Origin of the sequence: uncultured Vibrio sp., assembly GCF_947488985.1 — a bacterium.
GTDB lineage: Bacteria > Pseudomonadota > Gammaproteobacteria > Enterobacterales > Vibrionaceae > Vibrio.
On record NZ_CANLBV010000033.1, the window covers coordinates 23,316 to 41,793 of the forward strand.

Consider the following 18,478-nt stretch of genomic DNA (forward strand, 5'->3'; position numbering starts at 1 on the left):
TCGACATCAAACATCCTTACTCTTTTAGGGCATTGTTTTGAGCGCTGAGTATTGGCTTCAACATGTACTCAAGCACTGTTCTCTTACCGGTGATGATATCGACAGAAGCCGTCATTCCCGGAATGATCGGCAGCTCTTCGTTGTGGCCAAAACTGTACTGCTCGGTGCGCACCCGTACGATGTAAAAGCTATTTCCTTCTTCATCTTGCGTGGTGTCGGCACTGATGTGCTCGAGCACGCCCTCTAGACCGCCATATTTAGTGAAATCGTAAGCACTGAATTTAACGATAGCGGTTAGCTCTGGACGCAGGAATGCGATGTCTTGCGGGGCAATTTTCGCCTCGACTAATAGCGAGTCTTCTGTCGGTACTATCTCAACAATGTCCATACCGGGCTGGATAACACCACCCACCGTATTAATGCCAAGCGTTTTGACGGTTCCGGTGACCGGAGAGACCACTACAGTACGGTTAACTCGGTCTTCAAGACCGACCGCAGATTCGATCATGGCAGAGAGCTTATCTTGCGCTTGGTTGAGCTTTTCTTGTTGCTCCGAGCGGAAGCTGAGTGCGGCATCAATACGGCTTAGCATGGCTTCTTTGATTGCAGAGCGTAGGAGAGGGATTTTGAGTTCACTAGAGGTCATTTCTCGGCGAGTATCATTCACTTGCCTTTGCAGTTTGAGAAGCTCAATTCTAGGAACGATGCCTTCGTCGGCAAGCGGTTCGGTAATTTCTAATTCTTTGCGAGCAAAACGGTAACTTTGTCGCAGGTTGGTGACCCGCGCTTGAATCTCGATCAGATCTTGTTGTTTCTGTTCGACTTGTTGATCAAATACAGAAAGTTGGTTTTTAAGGTTATTGAGATCTTGACGATATTCTGCTTTTTGACGATTAACGAGTTTAGGTTGAAGCTCGTAAAAATTGGGCGGAAAGGCGAGTTTACCGTAGTCGAGTATCACGCTTTTTTTCCAGTTTTCTACAGAAAACTCTTCGTTGATGACCACGCTGTTAAACGAAGCTGAAAGCATCAATACGTTGGCGGTTAAGTTGGCGACTTGTTGTTCTCGCTCTCGGAAATCAGAGCGGAATCGAGTGTCATCGATCAACAGCAGTTGCTGACCCTTTTTCACTTGTTGACCTTCTCTGACCAATATCTCTTTTACTAAGCCGCCTTCTAGGTTTTGTACCACTTGGATTTGGGAAGAGGGAATGACTTTGCCTTGACCTACGGTGACTTTATCGATCTCAGCCCAAGAGGACCAGCCAATAGCAGCAATAAAAAATAGAACAATCATCCAAAGCATAATACGCGCGCTGGTTGGCGTATTGAGGAGTAGAGCCGCTGTCTTATCGTCAACGTACTCTAGTTCGGTTTCGTTCAATTTGCTGAAACTTTTCTTGCTCATAACAGTCCTTGTTTACTTAATAAAAGTGCAAGCCTATTCAGTGTATTCTTACTTTTGATGAATGTTAAGAATTTGCTCCTTTAAATGATTGAATTTATGTATTTTTTGATTCCTATCTATTTTTAAAATTTGTTTTGACGTATTGCTGTCTTTTTTGCTTGTTATCAAGCGTTTTTCTCTAGGTTGGTGATACTTGATGTCAAAGGAGGTTAAATAAGTTGGCGCAGTTTACTTATCATTGTAGTCGGAATTAGGGTGGTTTTAATATGATGTGAGTTGCATTTTAATTGCATGACTTTTCATGAAGGAGAATCGGCTTCAAACTAGGCAAAGCATCGCTTAGGCTTGTGTTTAAAAAGATTACGGCGCAAAATCACAGAAAAATGAAAAGGAACAACCAAATGGAACTGACAGATATTCGTCGTGAATACGCTAAGGGTGGATTGAGACGTAAAGACTTAGCCTCAGACCCGATTGAGCAATTCAATTTATGGCTTGAGCAAGCGATTGAAGCTAAGTTGACGGATCCTACAGCCATGACAGTTGCAACGGTTGATGAAAACGGTCAACCCTATCAACGCATTGTCTTGCTGAAGAATGTTGATCAAGACGGTTTTGTTTTTTACACCAACTTAGGTAGCCGTAAAGCGCATCAACTTGAGCACAACAGCAAAATCAGCCTACATTTCCCTTGGCACCCACTTGAGCGACAAGTTCACATCACGGGTACGGCTGAAAAGTTGTCAGCGATGGAAAATATGAAGTACTTTTCATCGCGTCCTAAAGAGAGTCAACTGGCGGCGATCGCCAGTAAGCAAAGCAGCCGTATCTCTGCCCGTGGCATCTTAGAAGGTAAATATCTAGAGCTTAAGCAGAAATTTGAGAAAGGAGAGATCCCCGTGCCTTCTTTCTGGGGTGGTTTTCGAGTACGCGTTGATAGTATTGAGTTTTGGCAAGGTGGTGAACGCCGCTTGCATGACCGCTTCTTGTTCTCACGCCAAGACAACAGCTGGGACATCGATCGCCTAGCGCCTTAGTTCGAACCTGCTGTACCAATCAAAAGATACCGTTGATTTTGTGTTGACTCACATCAACGGTATTTTTTCGTCTGTACTTTCATCTGGATGCGGCTTACAGAACCGTCAATCAGTCAAGCTTGTACACGTTTCGCCCTGTTTTAAGACAATCAGTTGGTTGTAAGCTAGGTTTACGTATATGAAGACCGAGTCAGTATCTTTGCAGCCCCAGCAGCCTGAAGAGGGGCTGACCAAAAACAAAATATGCCTTGTCGACATGTAGAAGATTTTAAGTTTTATTCACGAGGGTCATGCAAATAAAACTGAGCATCAGTTAGATACCCAGAGTGACTTACTACCCTATCAACGAATCTACTACTAGGAATGCTAATGCATAAGGGGGGAATTCACCTATAAACACTGCTCAATGTGAGAATTGAGAACCTAGAGTAAATATTTTAAAACTCCAGTAAGTAATGGAGAGCTTACAGCTCTCGCAATACTCGGAATCCTAGGTAGTTGGCTGCGGTTGAAGGCGCAACGTTCAGTTCGTTATACACTTTAGCTTCTTCTGGAGAGAAGCTCCAAGCTCCGCCCTTCGCTAAGCCTTTCTGAGTGGTTGTCCATTCCCATACGTTACCCACCATGTCGTAGAAACCAGTAGGTGTTGGTAAGAATGATTTGACTGGAGAAGTGCTGACGTTTGACCAAGGTGTGCCTGCCCAACCTGTATTGGCTTTGCCAGAGCGGAATTCGTTGCCCCACCAGAAGTTGGTGTCTTGGCCTGCTCTTGCTGCTGCTTCCCACTCTTGTGGTGTTGGTAAACGGTAGGTAAAGCCTGTATTGTCAGATAACCAACGCGTGTATGCCTTGGCATCGTTTTGGCTCACACAAACGACAGGAGAGTTATTTGCTTGTTTAAAGCCAGGGCTCTGCCAGTCGTTGTCAGAAATGGTGGTGATCTCGGCATTGACGAAGGTGTCGCAGGTGTTCATCAGTTCTGCGTCTGTCTGGTAGCCAGTGCTTTCGACGAATGCTTTAAAATCTTGAACACGAGTCGGGGTAGCGGCTAATGCAAAAGGTTGTTTGATGGTTACTTGCTGGGCATTGTTTTCACCAAGTAGGTAGCGCCCCGATCCAACCACAATCATTTCTGGGCTCTGAATGTCGTTACCCATAGAATCTGCAAACTTAGTACCGACATTCAGTGAATTCTGTTTAGCTTGTAGTACGGCTCTTAGGTTGTGATCGCGAGCGATTTTCAGCTCTTGGTGGAAAGAAAGGTAACCTTCTTTCTCGATCGTCACCATGTGTTGGCCGATTGGCAGCATGATTTCAACTGGCGTGCTGCCATAGTTCACGCCGTTAATCGATACCTTATCGTTGTACTGGTTTGATCGAACCACCAACTTAACCCAAGCGACTTCTTTCTGTTGGTCGCTGGCTTGTTGATCGCTCTGTGTGAAACAGTTTGATAACTGAATGCCCAGCAGGCGACAAGGAGTGTTTTCATTTGGACGAGTTTCTAGACTCGTCGCAATCACCGCTCGGTAACGGTTATCTTCAGAGAAGCCTGAGGATTTTATCTTGTGCTGTAAAACGTGAATGTTCAGTGAAGCAGACGCTAAGTGCTCTTTCACTGTTTTCGATTCAGTCGCGTTGTCTACAAGGCTGTGTTGGAATTGTTTTACCGCTTTTTGAAGCGCCAAGGTCACTGTTTGATCAGAACACTGCGCCAGTGTCATGTCGTTGCTACAACGGTTAGTGAAGCTGATAGTTTGTTCTTCCGTTTGAGTGATCTCGTTTCTTAGTCGCTCGGCTCTTGCTCTTAGCTTGTCTTGATTTAGGTTTTCGATTGAAGCTTCTGTAGCTATTTTCTCTGCTTGAATTGCTTCTAGATCCATCATCAAGCCTTGTTGCTTCTGTTCAGAGTCTGACGCTGCAAGCTTGGCTTCTTTAATTGATATCGAAGCCGATTTAAATAAATTTGTAGAGTGAGAAATATCGAAATCAGGTTCGTCAATTACGCGCGCGTAATCTTTTTCTAGTTTCGTTTTGGCTCTCTCTAGATTTTGTTCCGCCTTCATTACCAACTTCGATAGATATGTTGATTGTAGCACCTGACTGTCGAGTTGCTTCTGTTTGTCCACAACCTTCTTGTTGAGAGCTGCTAAATCGGCGCGATTTTCTAAGAGCGAGTTTTCAATGTCGCTGACAGACGATGTAATTGCTGGTGGTGTTGCTTCAGCGAAAACAGCAGGGCTAATTAAGAAGGGAGCGAGTGCAAACAGTAGAGTAGGAAAACCTTGGCGCATGTTGGGCTACTTTAATCGTAATTTAGGTTAATCGAATATTCTAAACGAGAACGCCATTTTGTCTGCAGCTATTGTTTATAATGACCATACAAGTTTATAACGATCAACAAAATGGCGAGTGTTCATTCAGCTTTCTGAAATAGGCACGGTTATCTGACTATAGAGTTAAGCGTTTTGTATTAACTCAGCTCTATGTAGAAAGGGTGTTTAGCTTTCTTTATTAGGAAGAAGCTTAACCCAAATAGTGTCGTTGCCGTTGATGGTGACTGTGCGGTTATAAGGCTCGTAACCTTGTTTGGAAACGGTCACTTGGTGTCGACCGTTTGGTAGCCTAACCTCAAGAGGCGTGCTGCCGTACTTGATGCCGTTGATAGTCACTGAATCATTGTATTGATCAGAGCGTACCGTCACATTAGCCCACTGCTTGTCATTCTTTTCAACAACCGCTACATCACTGCCAGTTAAACAGTAGCGCGTTGAAACGTTCAATAGGTTACACGCAGCAACCGCTTCAGGCTTTGCTTGAAGCTGAGCTTGCATCTGCATGAAGTAAGAGTTGTTGCCAGAGAAGCCGCTCTTGATTACTTGGCTGTCTTGAACATGGATGTTCAGTTGAACACCTTGTAAGTTTTGCTTCGCTAATGTGCTTTCTGTGAGCTGCTCAAGTAATTGGCTCTTGAATGTTTGCACGGCTTTTTGATTGGCTAGGTGTTTACCTTGCGCAGTACACTCACCCAGTGTCATTGCTGATGAACATGTGGTGGTGTAGCTGATTTCAAGAACTGCACTTTCACGCAGCTCTGCTGCAATACGTTTTACTCGCGTTTCAACTTTTGACTCTCTCAAGTTTGCTAGTTCACTATTTAGGCGAGCTTGCTTTTGCTTTATTTGAGAAAGGTGAATTTCACCTTCATTCATTGCTTGTTGATTGTCTAACTGAGCAGATTGATTCTCTTTAACGGCCGCCCAAGCATCTTGGTAGCTTTTCTGGAAAGAGACCAGATCCGTTTCTGGGTCTTCAAGTAAGCGACTGTACTGTTTGTCTAGTACGGACTTGGCTCTGTTACGTTTTGCCTTAAGCTCTTCACCTTCGCGTAACAACTTACTGTTTTTGTTTTGTAGTTGTTTTAGGTTCTCAGTCGCCGATACTTTGGTTGCTGAAATACGCTCAATATATGAGTTTTTCTCTGTTAGCTTTGCATCGATAGCTGAAACGGGATCGGGGTCGACTTGATTCAGTTCTTCAGCGGATACCGATGCAGATACCCAAAGTGGGGATAGCGCAAGTAAAAGCGCTGAAATTCGAAAGTTAGTCATAGGTCTCTGTAACTTGTAGATTGAAATTCGTTTGTTAATTAAGTGTCTACTTCACTATTAGTGAGTCACTAGTTATTAGCAATTAACACAGTACCCGTCTTTATACCGTTTTATTGCTGTCCAATCTACTCAAAAGCCAAGTTTCGGTACTTTGGATGCATTTTTTACAGGTTTATAGTCAATTATAATTATTTGAGCTATATAAGAAAATTTATTCGTTATGTTGAAACGTAGAAGCATTTATCTATGACATGATTCTGGGTGTTTGTAGAGTTGCGTTGTAAGCCTTTAAATCCATCGGAACAATTGGTTTTACAATGTCCGTAGTTTATACACTCTTGATCATCTTTCCGGAGGTATGATCAAGAGAGTCCCAGTAATGATCTTTCCTTTGAAGTCAGGAAATGACTCTCATGATCATTTACAAATTCATCTTGTGCAGGTTTAAGAGTATGATTCTGGATCTGTTACCCCGAGTATTTTGCTGCTATGTCTAACCCTTTGCCTTTTGCTGATTTTGACTTGTCTCCGCTAGGTCTCACCGGGCCTCGTCCTGCGGAGATCATTACCTTGCCATCGCATATGGATTGTCATGATCACCATTATTCTCAAGTGGTGATTGGCTTAAAAGGTCAGGCAGAATTTGAAGTCAGTGGTAAAGGTAATCTTGTTGGCCCTGGTCAAGGTTGTGTGGTGACGGCTCGCTGTGATCATGCTTTCGGTGGCGTGGTGGGTCAGTCAGAGATCTTAGTGCTTAATATGCCGCTGCCAACGGAGGGGGATCCAGTGATGTTGGAGAAGATGAACCAGTTAGAATCCTCGAACGTTTATTTTCAATTAGACACTAAAATTCAAAATCTTATTCATATGTTGGTGCAAGAGATGCAGGCGAGCCCTGATGATTTACTATTAAGTCGTGCGTGTAATGATACAGTGATCGCGCTCATGCAAAGGCACATCTCGGCATTTGAAACCTCAATCAAGGATTCGCGTTTGGATCTTGAGGTGCTTGATCGCTACATCGAGCAGCATCTCGCCAGTAAGATCTCAGTTACTCAACTTGCGGGTTGTGTATTTTTGGGCGAAAGCCAGTTCCATATGCTGTTCAAAGAGCAAATGGGTATTACTCCACACCAGTATGTTCTGGGTAAACGTATCGACCGTGCTCGCCGTCTCATTGATCAAGGGAACTTGAACTTAGGTCAAGTCGCTGAACTGGCTGGTTTCTCAGGTCAATCTTCTTTTACGCATACCTTTTCCCGCCTGCAAGGCATGTCACCATCACAATACAAAAAGAAAAACTTTGTTAAATTGTGAAACATAACGACATATTATTTTATCGTTTAACATGTGACATTGTGTTTATTTTGTTAATAAAGCGAGTTTTTAGCAAAAAGCTCGGAGTTTTTGACAAGTAATCCTTATATAGTCTAAATACACTGCAGCCATTGTAGAGATCCCGAACTATTTTCGGGTGTGAGTTTAAGGAAAACACATGTTTACAGCGACTGACGTGTTAAAGCCAGAGTTCAACGAGCAGCCGCTTGCTGAACTATGGTCGCTTATCTCACCATTATATATGGTGGATGAAACCCAATGGCTAGAGCAGCTTCTGCCGCTTGCGATCCCTTCTGAGTCAGAAAAGCAGCAAATCACAGAAAAAACCACCTCATTGATCGAAGCAATTCGTGCCGATAAGACTTCTATTCAGATGATCGATGCACTGTTGCTTGAATACAGCTTAGATACTCAAGAGGGCATCTTGCTGATGTGTCTGGCGGAAGCCTTGATACGTATTCCTGATTCAGCAACGGCAGATGCACTGATTCGAGACAAGCTAAGCGTTGCGGATTGGAAGTCTCACCTTAAGAATTCTGATTCGGTGTTTGTGAACGCATCCACTTGGGGCCTAATGCTAACGGGCAAGGTGGTTGGACTTTCATCTAAAGAGCAGAGTGCAGGTCAAGCGGTTAACCGTTTAGTGAACAAGCTTTCTGAGCCGGTAATTCGTAAAGCGATGCACCAAGCAATGAAGGTGATGGGTCACCAATTCGTTCTTGGCCGCAGCATTGCTGAAGCGCAGAAGAACGGTAAGTTTATGCGTGACAAAGGTTTTACCTACTCATACGACATGCTAGGTGAAGCTGCACTGACTACGGCAGACGCAAACAAATACTTCAAAGATTATCTAATGGCGATTGAAGCCGTAGGTCGAGACAGCTATGTTTCTTCGGAATCGAATGGCTCTTCAAAATCGAGCCCAGCACCGTCTGTTTCTATCAAGCTTTCTGCACTTCACCCACGTTATGAAGTGGCGAACGAAGACCGTGTTCTAAATGAACTTTGCGACACGCTAGAGCAGCTATTACGCCGAGCAGTAGAGCTCGATGTTGCGATTACGATTGATGCTGAAGAAGCGGATCGTCTAGAGCTTTCTCTTAAATTATTCGAAAAACTGTACCGCACTGACCTTGTTAAAGGTTGGGGTAAATTTGGTCTGGTTATTCAAGCTTACTCAAAACGTGCACTACCGGTTCTGGTATGGCTAAACCGCTTAGCGAAAGAGCAGGGTGATTTAATCCCGCTTCGCTTGGTGAAAGGCGCGTACTGGGATAGCGAAATCAAATGGTCACAACAGGCTGGTTTCACTGATTACCCAGTTTACACTCGCAAAGAAGCGACAGACGTAGCTTATCTTGCTTGTGCACGTTACCTATTGAGCTCAAGTGTTCGTGGCAATATCTTCCCGCAGTTTGCGAGCCACAATGCGCATACGGTTTCTGCTATTGCCGTCATGGCCGATCATAAAGACTTTGAATTCCAACGCTTACACGGTATGGGTGACTCGCTTTACAACCACGCGATGGAAGCTTACCAACAGTCGGTACGTATCTACGCGCCAGTTGGTAGCCACAAAGATCTACTGCCATACCTAGTACGTCGCCTGCTAGAGAACGGCGCAAACAGCTCGTTTGTACACCGTTTGGTGGATGCACGGTGCCCAGTGGCAGAGCTGACTCAACATCCAGTCGATATGCTTCTGGCGTTCGATACGCTGAACAACACCAAGATCCCTCTGCCTCCAGCGGTATTCCCTGAGCGTAAGAACTCATGCGGTGTCAACATTGATATCGAGAGTGAAGCGCATCAATTTGAAGAGCAGGTTAAGTCTTTCCTTAATAATCAATGGACTGCAGGCCCTGTGATCAACGGTGAATCTCTTGCCGAAAGCATGATCAAGGCTGATCAGAACGTTGAGCAAGTCACGGCACCTTACGATCGTCGAATTAACGTGGGTAAGGTGGCTTTCGCTAACCTTGATCATGTTTCTGCAGCGATCACTGGCGCAGACGAGGCATTTGCTAATTGGAACGCAACTTCGGTTGCAACCAAAGCGGCTGCACTTGAGAAGTTGGCTGATCTGATGGAAGACAACCTTGCTGAATTGGTGGCGATTTGTCATCAAGAAGCGGGTAAGACAATTCACGATAGCATTGATGAAGTACGTGAAGCCGTCGACTTCTGTCGCTACTACGCAAAACAAGCGGACAACCTACAAGGTTTCGAACTAAAAGGTTTTGACGGCCAAACTCGAATCGCTTCACGACAAGGTCGTGGTGTGTTCGTTTGTATCAGCCCTTGGAACTTCCCTCTTGCTATCTTCCTTGGCCAAATTACAGCAGCACTCGTCGCGGGTAACACGGCTGTGGCGAAACCTGCTGAGCAAACAAGCTTGATTGCAGCTCGAGCGGTGGAACTGATGAACGAAGCGGGTTTCCCTGCTGGCACCATTCAGTTGCTCCCTGGTCGTGGTGCTGAGATCGGCAGTGCGCTAACCAGCCATGATGCCATTGCTGGCGTTGCCTTTACGGGTTCAACCCCAACAGCGCAACGTATCAATGTGTCATTGGCAAGCCGTAATGCTAAACCAGTTCCGTTTATCGCGGAAACCGGTGGCCAAAACGCAATGATCGTCGACAGTACCGCACTGCCTGAGCAGGTGGTTCGTGACGTGATTCGTTCTGCATTCGCTTCTGCAGGTCAACGTTGTTCTGCACTGCGTGTGCTTTACATCCAAGAAGACATTGCGGACCGCGTAATTGCATTGATTCACGGTGCAATGGACGAGCTAAGTGTTGGTATTCCACATCTACACAAAACGGATGTTGGTCCTGTTATCGATGAAAATGCGAAACAGAAATTGATGACGCACCTAGAAAACATGACCAATACCCAGAAGAAGGTGGCTCAACTTTCTCTAGGTGCTGATTGTGAACATGGTGATTTTGTCCCACCAAGTGCTTTTGAAATTGATGACATCAGCTGTTTGAAAGAAGAACAGTTTGGCCCTGTGCTACACATCGTTCGCTTCAAGGCGAGTGAGTTAGCGCAAGTCGTAGACCAAATTAACCAAACCGGTTTTGGCTTAACCATGGGTATCCACAGCCGTAACGAAACAACTTACCGTTGGATCGAAAAACACGTTCGAGTGGGTAACTGCTACATCAACCGTGACCAAGTGGGCGCTGTTGTTGGTGTTCAACCATTTGGTGGTCAAGGCTTGTCGGGTACAGGTCCTAAAGCGGGTGGTCCTCACTACCTATATCGCTTTACTGATGTTCAGTTTTCTCAATCACAAGACAAGGCATAAGGAGCAGTATCATGGTTCATCAAGTGACAGGTTTTTCTGATGCTTTGCTAGCGTGGGAACAATGGAATCTTACCGACTTTGATCATAAGAGTGCTCAGGTACTTTCATTTAAATCAGAGATCGAAAGTCAATCTGCGCCTTTGGCTGCAGTGGCGACTTATCATCTAGAGCAAGCGTCTGAACTGCTTTCTGAACATCACCTTATGGCGGGCCCTACGGGCGAAACCAATGAGTTGTACGCTGCAGGTCGTGGTGTGGCTTTGGTGATTGTTGATGATTGCGAAGAGAAAGTGCCCGCGCTGCAAACCGCAACGGCAATGATTACTGCTGCACTATTGGCAGGTAACAGCGTTCAATTGTGCAGTGATGACGTGCAGTTCAATACCTTAATTGCTGACGCCGCGAAACAAGCGAATCTACCAACTAACTTAGTAAAGGTTGCCTCGTATGACGCTGCTCAACAGCTGCTGTCTTGCGATGTCCGAAGTGCAGGTTATGTGGGCAATCCACAAACGGCTCAAGCTATCAATTTACAACTTGCTCAGCGTGACGGTGCAATCGTCGGTTTAGTAGCTGAAACGGATCTAACGGCAATGAATGTTGCTAATGATCCACACCTATCGCTGCGCTTCATTACCGAGCGTACGCGAACTATAAATATAACAGCCGTGGGCGGTAACGCGACCTTGCTCGAACTTGGCAGTGAAGCTCATTAATCTTAGTTGTGCATGAGTAACAGGCTCAATATCTGTCATGTTTGATGTCAAAAAAATGGCTATTTATTGAACTTGGTACTCATTTTTGACATTAGAACGATGAATTATGGAACGGTATTGGACATGATGTGTCAATTGTCAGTAACTACTAAAGACCTATAGGACAAAGGAATGCCAGATCTCTATTGCAAAGGATGCAAAAAAACAACACAGCATAAGTCGATAATGAAACGCTGTGAATCAGAGCCCGAGACCGCTTCTAGCCGTATATTGCAATGGACGTCAAAGTTATTTAGTGGTGAGTTGCATTACGACATGGAACCGCAACACTTCTGCCGTACGTGTAACTGTCGCTGTGAAACCGGCAGCTCGATCCCTCAAGTTGGACTGGTTTAACTGATTCGTTTAACGAGCAGTCTGCATATGAGAAACCCATAATAAAAACCTCCATTTAGGAGGTTTTTGACTGCTATGCGGCTTTGAGGGGGTGTTCACTTTCAATGGCGTTGCCATCAATGGTTACTTCCCATCCATAGCTTGAATACTCAGCTGCGAGTGCTTGAGCGACATCTTTTGATACGGTGACATATGTCCATGAAATACCGTATGGTTTATATGCGAGTTTTTGTGTTTTCATAATAGAGTCATCCTTTCTCTTTGATAATTCTATTATTCACTTTGGCCTATATCCTTTCTTTCTTTTCTGGCTCAACTTATTTGTTAATCGGTTCATCACTGTAAGCAAATGTTAACACCTAAAGCCTATTTATAGGTTTGCTTATCGGTGTGTCTTTGGGTATTTACCCGGTGAATACTAGGGCGTGTTGACCTTTCGCGGTTAAATTTTGTTCGAGATAAAAGCGTTTAATCGCGGCGAGGGGGAAGTCGCCTAGTTATTCTAAGCAATTCCTCCTCAACAAAGAGTAAAATGCTTTTAGCCGAACCCTTCGGGCAGCGTTTGCTGGTCATTTCTACTACGTTATCGGCTTCTCATGTAGGCTAGCTACATGAGAAGCCTCTGTCTTGTATAAATACCCAGCAACTCGCTGCAAAAATCAGCTCGAAAGATCAACACGCCCTAGTGTGTTTGGTTTTTTAAATGTGTGAGCAAAGTTTTGCGTGATTGTTGTTACTATGCAATATACTGAGCTAAATTTAGAATGTTTAAGGAATGGTATGTCTCAGCATCAGCTCGATCGTATCGATAAAGAGATACTAAGAATTCTGCATATTACAGGGCGTTTACCTGTGGTGGAATTGGCAAAGCAGGTTAACCTCACCACGTCGCCTTGCTCTGATAGATTGAAACGGTTGGAAAAGGATGGCTATATTAAGGGCTATCATGCTGAGCTGTGTTCGGAAAAGTTGGGGCTTGATGTCCAAGTCTTTATCCATATTCGTCTCGACCAGACCAGCTTTTCGATTTTTGATAAATTTGCTCAAGCGGTTGAACTAATGCCAGAGGTTGAGGAGTGCTATTCTTTGTCTGGTGACTTTGACACCATGATCAAGGTTCGAGTGAAAGACATGAAGTCGTATCAAGCATTTATGGCCACCAAGTTGGGCACCTTACCGGGTGTCATTCAGACTCGCAGTGAAGTGGTGATTGAAGAGCATAAAAAGGGCTTTGGTGTTAACCCTGAGTTGTTGGCAACCTTAAAATAGGGCTCGGTTTTTACTTCAAACGTGTTTGTTTCGATATAAAAAATGGAAGCTAATGAGCTTCCATTTTTTTGAGTGCCAGAGAAAGGCAATCAGATAAATGGGTGGTGGGTAAACCGCTTACAACGTAATTGCTGCTGAGATTAAGCCAATCACACCACCGAATACGCCACCCCAAACGACCAGCCAACCAAGGTGCTTTTTGATCATGGTCTGTACCATCTCTTTTACCAGTTTTGGCGTTAGTTCATTCAAGCGTTGATCGATGATCGCCTCAATGTTCTCTTTGATTTCATCCATCATCGCAGGAGATTCTAGCTCGTCCTTGATGGCATTTTTTACGGAATCACTGTTGCTGATTTCTATTACAGATTCTTGCATCTTTTCAACAAATGGCGCTTTCATTGGCTCTAGTGCTTCTGTACCGCCAAACATTGCCAACATGCCACCAAACTGCGAATTCTCGATAACATGCACTAGCGAGTCGAATGCTGGGTTGAAATCGATCTTTTGAATGACAGGCTCTAAATTGAGCGATTTACCTGCCATTTCGCTGCTTAGAAAGCGGTCGATGTTACTTTCAGTGAAGAACTGATCCATCATCAGTTGCTTAATGGCGGCTTTAAACTCTTCAAAGCGTGCTGGAATTACGCCAGAACCGTATAGGCCGGGTACTTTTTCGAACAACATGTGAATGGCAAGCCAGTTGGTGATCGCGCCAGAAAAGGCAAATAGCCCAGCATAGAGTATGTATTGGTTTGCTGTCGCATAGCCGCCAGCAAGCAGTGCTAGCGCGATAGCGTTAGTTAAGACACTTTTGTTCATGGTTGATCTCTAGAAAGAATATTGCGCGCATTTTAAGAAAAAAATGCCAAGAAAAAAACAAAAGGATCGCTCAAGTGTATCGAGCCGTCGAAGTAGTGACTGAGCTGCAGGCGTAAAAAAGGCTAGCCTCCCCCCGAAGTCTAGCCTTATTCCAGAACGCGCAAGCGAAGCGTCTTGGTTGTTGAGCTTATTATATAATCACCCCATAACACTCTGCTATGGGTAATTTACAGATTATCTACACAATGGTGTGAAATACGCCGCAATTCACGGATGATGTAAAAACTACGCACTTGCCGTGTACTCAAGATCATCGGCAATAAAACCACCAGTTTGGTGATTCCACAGCTGTGCATAGATACCATTTTGATTAATTAACTCTTGGTGCGTACCTTCTTCGACGATATTGCCTTGATCCAGTACGATCAGGCGATCCATCGCTGCAATGGTCGATAAGCGGTGTGCAATCGCAATCACCGTTTTGCCTTGCATCAGCTCAATCAAACTCTCTTGAATCGCTGCTTCGACTTCCGAATCCAGCGCTGAGGTTGCTTCATCTAAAACAAGTAATGGCGCATTTTTCAGCAGTACACGTGAGATAGCGACACGTTGACGCTGACCTCCAGAAAGCTTAACGCCACGTTCACCGACTTGAGCATCGTAGCCAAGGTTGCCAAACGGGTCGGTCAGCGTTTCGATAAATTCATGTGCATGCGCTTGTTTCGTTGCCGCGTATACCTCTTCATCGGTTGCTTCTGGTCTACCGTAAAGAATGTTGTCTTTGATCGAGCGGTGCAGCAGTGAAGTATCTTGCGTGACCATACCAATGTTGCTGCGCAGCGAATCTTGCGTGACTTGTGAGATTTCTTGGTCATCAATCAAGATGCGGCCACTTTCTACATCGTGGAAGCGCAGCAGTAAGTTGACTAGGGTCGATTTACCCGCGCCTGAACGACCAACCAAGCCGACTTTCTCACCCGGTTTGATATTGAGGTTTAGGTTGTTAATTACCCCCTTATTCTCACCGTAGTTAAAGCTGACATTATCAAAGTAGATACCGCCTTGTGGAACGTTCAGAGGCTTCGCGTCTTGCTTGTCTTCGATAGCGATGGGCTTAGACAGGGTTTTGATACCATCAATTACCGTACCTAGGTTTTCAAACAAACCACCGATTTCCCACATGATCCATTTTGACATGCCGTTAATACGCAAAGCCAAGCTGACCGCAATCGCAATCGCAATCGCACCCACGGTGATCGCGCTATCGAGCCACAGGTAGATTGAGATCCCCGCAATGCTGAACACCAGCAAGTAGTTCGCGAATTCCACACAGATGTTGAAGCCAGTCACCAAACGCATTTGACGATGTACCGTATCTAAGAAACCTTCCATGCCTTCTTCGGCGTATTCGGTTTCTCTTTTGCTGTGTGAGAACAGTTTGACCGTTGCGATATTGGTGTAGCTATCAACAATGCGACCCGTCATCAACGAGCGAGCATCCGCTTGCTCTGAAGATACGTCTTTTAGCTTTGGTACGAAGTGCAGTTGGATACCGATGTAAATGAACAGCCAAATCAGCATCGGAGCCATCAAGCGCCAATCTGATTCTGCAAGCATGAATAGCATCGCGGTGAAGTAAACCGTCACGTAAACAAACACATCGACCATTTTGGTTACGGTTTCACGCACTGCGAGTGATGTTTGCATAACTTTGGTGGCAACACGTCCGGCAAAATCATCTTGATAGAATGACAAGCTTTGCTTCAAAAGATAGCGGTGCGCCAACCAACGAATCGACATTGGGTAGTTACCGAGTAGAGTTTGGTGAAGCAATAGCGAATAGACGCTGATCAAAATTGGCATCACAACCAATAGTAGGACTCCGAGCCCGATCAATGTCGATTGGTTGTCTGCCAAGAAAGTATCTGGGTTGCTGGTTGATAGCCAGTCAACCAGTTGCCCCATATAACCGAATAGCGCGACTTCGACGATCGCGATGGTCATGCTCATCAGCCCAAGCAAGATTAACGGCTTTTCGAAACCTCGAGTGTAATGACGGCAGAATGCCAAGATTCCAGCCGGAGGTTGTATCGGCTCTTCCTTTGGAAAGGCTTGAGTAAAGCCTTCAAATTTTTTGTACATAGTTTATAAATAGCTCGTTACATGTAACTACAGCTAACTTGCTGTTTTACATCGTTTCGTTTTTAGTCACACTTTTGAAGGTTTTTAACTACTTCAAAAGCAATCTTATTAAAATTCATATAATTAGCTGTATATAAGTTGCGTTAATTTCTTGCTTTATAGCTTCAACATTGAATCCTAACGCAGTTAGTACCTTTTCACCGCGTTCCATACCTTTTCTGACATTCTCTATACCCGCCTCTCCAATATCACTAATACCTAATCGCAGTAGTTTCATTTGTTGAACACATCCTAGAAACTGCTGCTCTTTATTTACTACAAACGGACTCTAGAGAACAAGGTAGTGACTCAAACCACTGACCTACACCATAACAGTAGAAACGCACTATCGTTCTTAAATGTTGATTGATCGAATTCACTGACATGCCAAACTCATCAACACAAAGGTCACGATATGCACTGACTAACGTTACATTGTCACTGATTTCTGAAATATCTCGCCAGTCCAAACCGTTCTGCTCACAGAATGTCATGGATAGAGATAGATGATTGCCATACGTCCACCAAGTATTTTCACTATTCACTCGGCCTCGTTTTAAGCACTCATATACCAAGAACTGCATTGCCTCTACACAAAGCATTTCTGGTTCAATCCCTAGATCTGAATTATCAGTTTCCTATGTTAGTAAAGGGAAGCTAGGGTATTTGACGCTTTCTATCTCAAAGTCAGATGTGGATTTAATACAAAGCATAGCCACTTCAACATCCAAGCGGTATATAAATACAAGCATGGTATAGCTTCGGGTTATTTTTATGTGAACATGAATACGCCACACATTTCTGGGCAAAACCTGAGTTAAGTCGCCCCGCCAGCAAGGATCTGGACAAAAGTGAGTCATCGGTTTTGCTAAATTAGTAAATCACGGATTAGTCTACGTACTGCAAATTGCTTTTTTAGCTCTATGCGTTTACAGTGTACGCCTGTTTGAGGGAGTAGCTATTTTGCTTTGCTAGCATTGCAAAAGGTTGCGTCAACATATTTGACCACACGTCATGGTGCAACCAGTAGTTTTTAGTACCTACCCAGCGAGACTCGAACAACTTACACACTTTATGCGAGGGCTAAGTGTGGGGGTTGTTCGTGTTTGTTATAAGCCCTCTGATTACTTATTCTATGACTGCTTTTTTACTTCCATCGTTAGCGTTATCAATCGGCTTAGTTTTACTGACATTCAGCGCAGATCGGCTTATTTCTACATCAGCAACCTATGCCAAGCATTGCAACATATCATTGTTCTTTATAGGTATGACTGTTGTTGCGTTTGGAACATCTGCCCCCGAATTACTCGTATCCGCCGTTGCGGCTTTAAATAATGCAGGAGAGTTGGCTGTAGGCAATGGTATTGGTTCTAATATTATTAATATTGGTCTTGTGCTTTCCACTGCTGTGTTAATGGCTCCCATCCAAGCTAACAAGCGCTTTATCAAAAAAGAGTTTCCGATATTGGCAGGGTCAATGCTGATCTGTAGCACACTGATGTCCACAGGAAAGCTAAATATGACTGACGGTCTATTATTGGTGCTCTTGCTAGCCATATACTGTTTCTATTTAGCTAAGTCCGTAAGACAAGGTGAGGTTTCTGAAGATGAGCTAGAGTTCTTGCCATTAACTAAAAAACGAGCAGGGTGGGAAAGTTTAGTGATGTTGTTACTCCTTTTAACCTCATCGAAGTTAATGGTCTGGGGAGCCGCTAACTTGGCTCAACTTGCTGGTTTGAGCGAACTTACCATTGGATTGACTATAATTGCATTTGGGACAAGCTTACCCGAACTAGCGGCTGCGATTGCTGGAGTGCGCAGAGGAATGTACGACATTGTATTTGCCACTGTAATAGGCTCGAATATTTTCAATCTATTGGGAGTAATCGCTATACCTTCGTTAGTAGGCCAAGAGTTAATCATCCCAGAGCAAGTGCTTAGCCGAGATATTCCTTATATGACTCTTTTAACAGGAGTATTAGGTGTCATGCTCGCTGTTCCCATGCTTAAATCACAATCATCGAGTAACGAACAAGCCGCTTACACCATTCATCGTTGGGGAGGTGGTTTGCTATTAATGATATTCATAGCTTACCTAACAAGAGTAGCCAATTCGGCTTTTTAGGAATTCCAAGAACATGGTATCGAATCCTGTTAACTAATACCTGAACGAGAGCATTCACCTTTATATCCTCCCCAACAGTTATGCTGTTGGGAGATAATATTACGATTTCCGCCAACATGTTTAGGTTCAATAACTAGAGTGTTTATCCGTTTCTAACATTAGAAAATTTTGGATAATCTCAGTAGACTAAGGCGTGTTGATCTTTCGTGAGTATTTTTTAAACAGCATGGTAAAGAGTTATAATTTGCTTCGCCAAAAGTAA

The 18,478-nt window shown here is 44.3% G+C and carries 15 protein-coding genes and 1 pseudogene; 7 read left to right on the forward strand and 9 right to left on the reverse strand.

Going from position 1 to position 18,478, the window contains the following annotated elements:
- Positions 1-16: 16 nt before the first annotated feature.
- Positions 17-1,408 carry an HlyD family type I secretion periplasmic adaptor subunit gene (locus tag Q1A70_RS09705; protein ID WP_299689881.1) on the reverse strand — a complete coding sequence of 464 codons (1,392 nt, stop codon included), beginning with the start codon at positions 1,406-1,408 and terminating at the stop codon, positions 17-19.
- 401 nt (positions 1,409-1,809) lie between these two features.
- Between Q1A70_RS09705 and pdxH the strand changes: the two genes are divergently transcribed.
- Positions 1,810-2,445, forward strand: coding sequence for a pyridoxamine 5'-phosphate oxidase (gene pdxH / locus Q1A70_RS09710; protein ID WP_299689878.1), 636 nt, complete (start codon positions 1,810-1,812; stop codon positions 2,443-2,445).
- Positions 2,446-2,553: 108 nt separating this feature from the next.
- On the opposite strand, the pseudogene Q1A70_RS09715 reads toward pdxH, so the two are convergent.
- The 3 genes and pseudogenes from Q1A70_RS09715 to Q1A70_RS09725 all read right to left on the reverse strand — a co-directional run.
- A pseudogene (locus Q1A70_RS09715) lies at positions 2,554-2,703 on the reverse strand (helix-turn-helix transcriptional regulator); the annotation flags it as partial.
- Between the two features lie 206 nt (positions 2,704-2,909).
- Positions 2,910-4,739: an SUMF1/EgtB/PvdO family nonheme iron enzyme gene (locus Q1A70_RS09720; RefSeq protein ID WP_299689875.1), complete on the reverse strand. Its 1,830-nt coding sequence runs from the start codon at positions 4,737-4,739 to the stop codon at positions 2,910-2,912.
- Positions 4,740-4,946: 207 nt separating this feature from the next.
- Positions 4,947-6,056, reverse strand: coding sequence for a PEGA domain-containing protein (locus Q1A70_RS09725; protein ID WP_299689872.1), 1,110 nt, complete (start codon positions 6,054-6,056; stop codon positions 4,947-4,949).
- Positions 6,057-6,545: 489 nt separating this feature from the next.
- On the opposite strand from Q1A70_RS09725, the gene Q1A70_RS09730 reads away from it, so the two are divergent.
- The 4 genes from Q1A70_RS09730 (at position 6,546) to Q1A70_RS09745 (ending at position 11,819) form a co-directional block, all read left to right on the forward strand.
- Complete coding sequence (locus Q1A70_RS09730; RefSeq protein ID WP_299689869.1) at positions 6,546-7,373, forward strand: AraC family transcriptional regulator; 828 nt, start codon at positions 6,546-6,548, stop codon at positions 7,371-7,373.
- 178 nt (positions 7,374-7,551) lie between these two features.
- Positions 7,552-10,707: a bifunctional proline dehydrogenase/L-glutamate gamma-semialdehyde dehydrogenase PutA gene (gene putA / locus Q1A70_RS09735; protein WP_299689863.1), complete on the forward strand. Its 3,156-nt coding sequence runs from the start codon at positions 7,552-7,554 to the stop codon at positions 10,705-10,707.
- Between the two features lie 11 nt (positions 10,708-10,718).
- Positions 10,719-11,423, forward strand: coding sequence for a 1-pyrroline-5-carboxylate dehydrogenase (locus tag Q1A70_RS09740; RefSeq protein ID WP_299689860.1), 705 nt, complete (start codon positions 10,719-10,721; stop codon positions 11,421-11,423).
- 171 nt (positions 11,424-11,594) lie between these two features.
- Positions 11,595-11,819 (forward strand): hypothetical protein, encoded by a 225-nt coding sequence (locus Q1A70_RS09745; RefSeq protein ID WP_299689858.1) that lies wholly within the window; start codon positions 11,595-11,597, stop codon positions 11,817-11,819.
- A 73-nt stretch (positions 11,820-11,892) separates the two neighbouring features.
- Here Q1A70_RS09745 and Q1A70_RS09750 read toward each other — a convergent pair whose 3' ends face one another.
- On the reverse strand, positions 11,893-12,060 hold the full coding sequence (locus tag Q1A70_RS09750; protein ID WP_299689855.1) for a hypothetical protein: 168 nt from the start codon (positions 12,058-12,060) through the stop codon (positions 11,893-11,895).
- A gap of 539 nt (positions 12,061-12,599) precedes the next feature.
- On the opposite strand from Q1A70_RS09750, the gene Q1A70_RS09755 reads away from it, so the two are divergent.
- Positions 12,600-13,088, forward strand: a complete 489-nt coding sequence (locus Q1A70_RS09755; protein WP_299689852.1) for an Lrp/AsnC family transcriptional regulator — start codon at positions 12,600-12,602, stop codon at positions 13,086-13,088.
- A 117-nt stretch (positions 13,089-13,205) separates the two neighbouring features.
- On the opposite strand, the gene Q1A70_RS09760 is transcribed toward Q1A70_RS09755, so the two are convergent.
- The 4 genes from Q1A70_RS09760 to Q1A70_RS09775 form a co-directional block, all read right to left on the reverse strand.
- Positions 13,206-13,910, reverse strand: a complete 705-nt coding sequence (locus Q1A70_RS09760) for a DUF445 domain-containing protein (RefSeq protein ID WP_299689849.1) — start codon at positions 13,908-13,910, stop codon at positions 13,206-13,208.
- 285 nt (positions 13,911-14,195) lie between these two features.
- The gene (locus Q1A70_RS09765; protein WP_299689846.1) at positions 14,196-16,052 is read right to left on the reverse strand and encodes an ABC transporter ATP-binding protein; all 1,857 of its coding nucleotides are present in this window, start codon (positions 16,050-16,052) and stop codon (positions 14,196-14,198) included.
- 115 nt (positions 16,053-16,167) lie between these two features.
- On the reverse strand, positions 16,168-16,329 hold the full coding sequence (locus Q1A70_RS09770) for a hypothetical protein (protein WP_299689843.1): 162 nt from the start codon (positions 16,327-16,329) through the stop codon (positions 16,168-16,170).
- 31 nt (positions 16,330-16,360) lie between these two features.
- The gene (locus Q1A70_RS09775) at positions 16,361-16,693 is read right to left on the reverse strand and encodes a hypothetical protein (protein WP_299689840.1); all 333 of its coding nucleotides are present in this window, start codon (positions 16,691-16,693) and stop codon (positions 16,361-16,363) included.
- Between the two features lie 500 nt (positions 16,694-17,193).
- Here Q1A70_RS09775 and Q1A70_RS09780 point away from each other — a divergent pair, with 500 nt between their 5' ends.
- Entirely contained in the window at positions 17,194-18,216 is a 1,023-nt protein-coding gene (locus Q1A70_RS09780; protein WP_299689837.1) for a calcium/sodium antiporter, read from the forward strand.
- Positions 18,217-18,478: the final 262 nt, after the last annotated feature.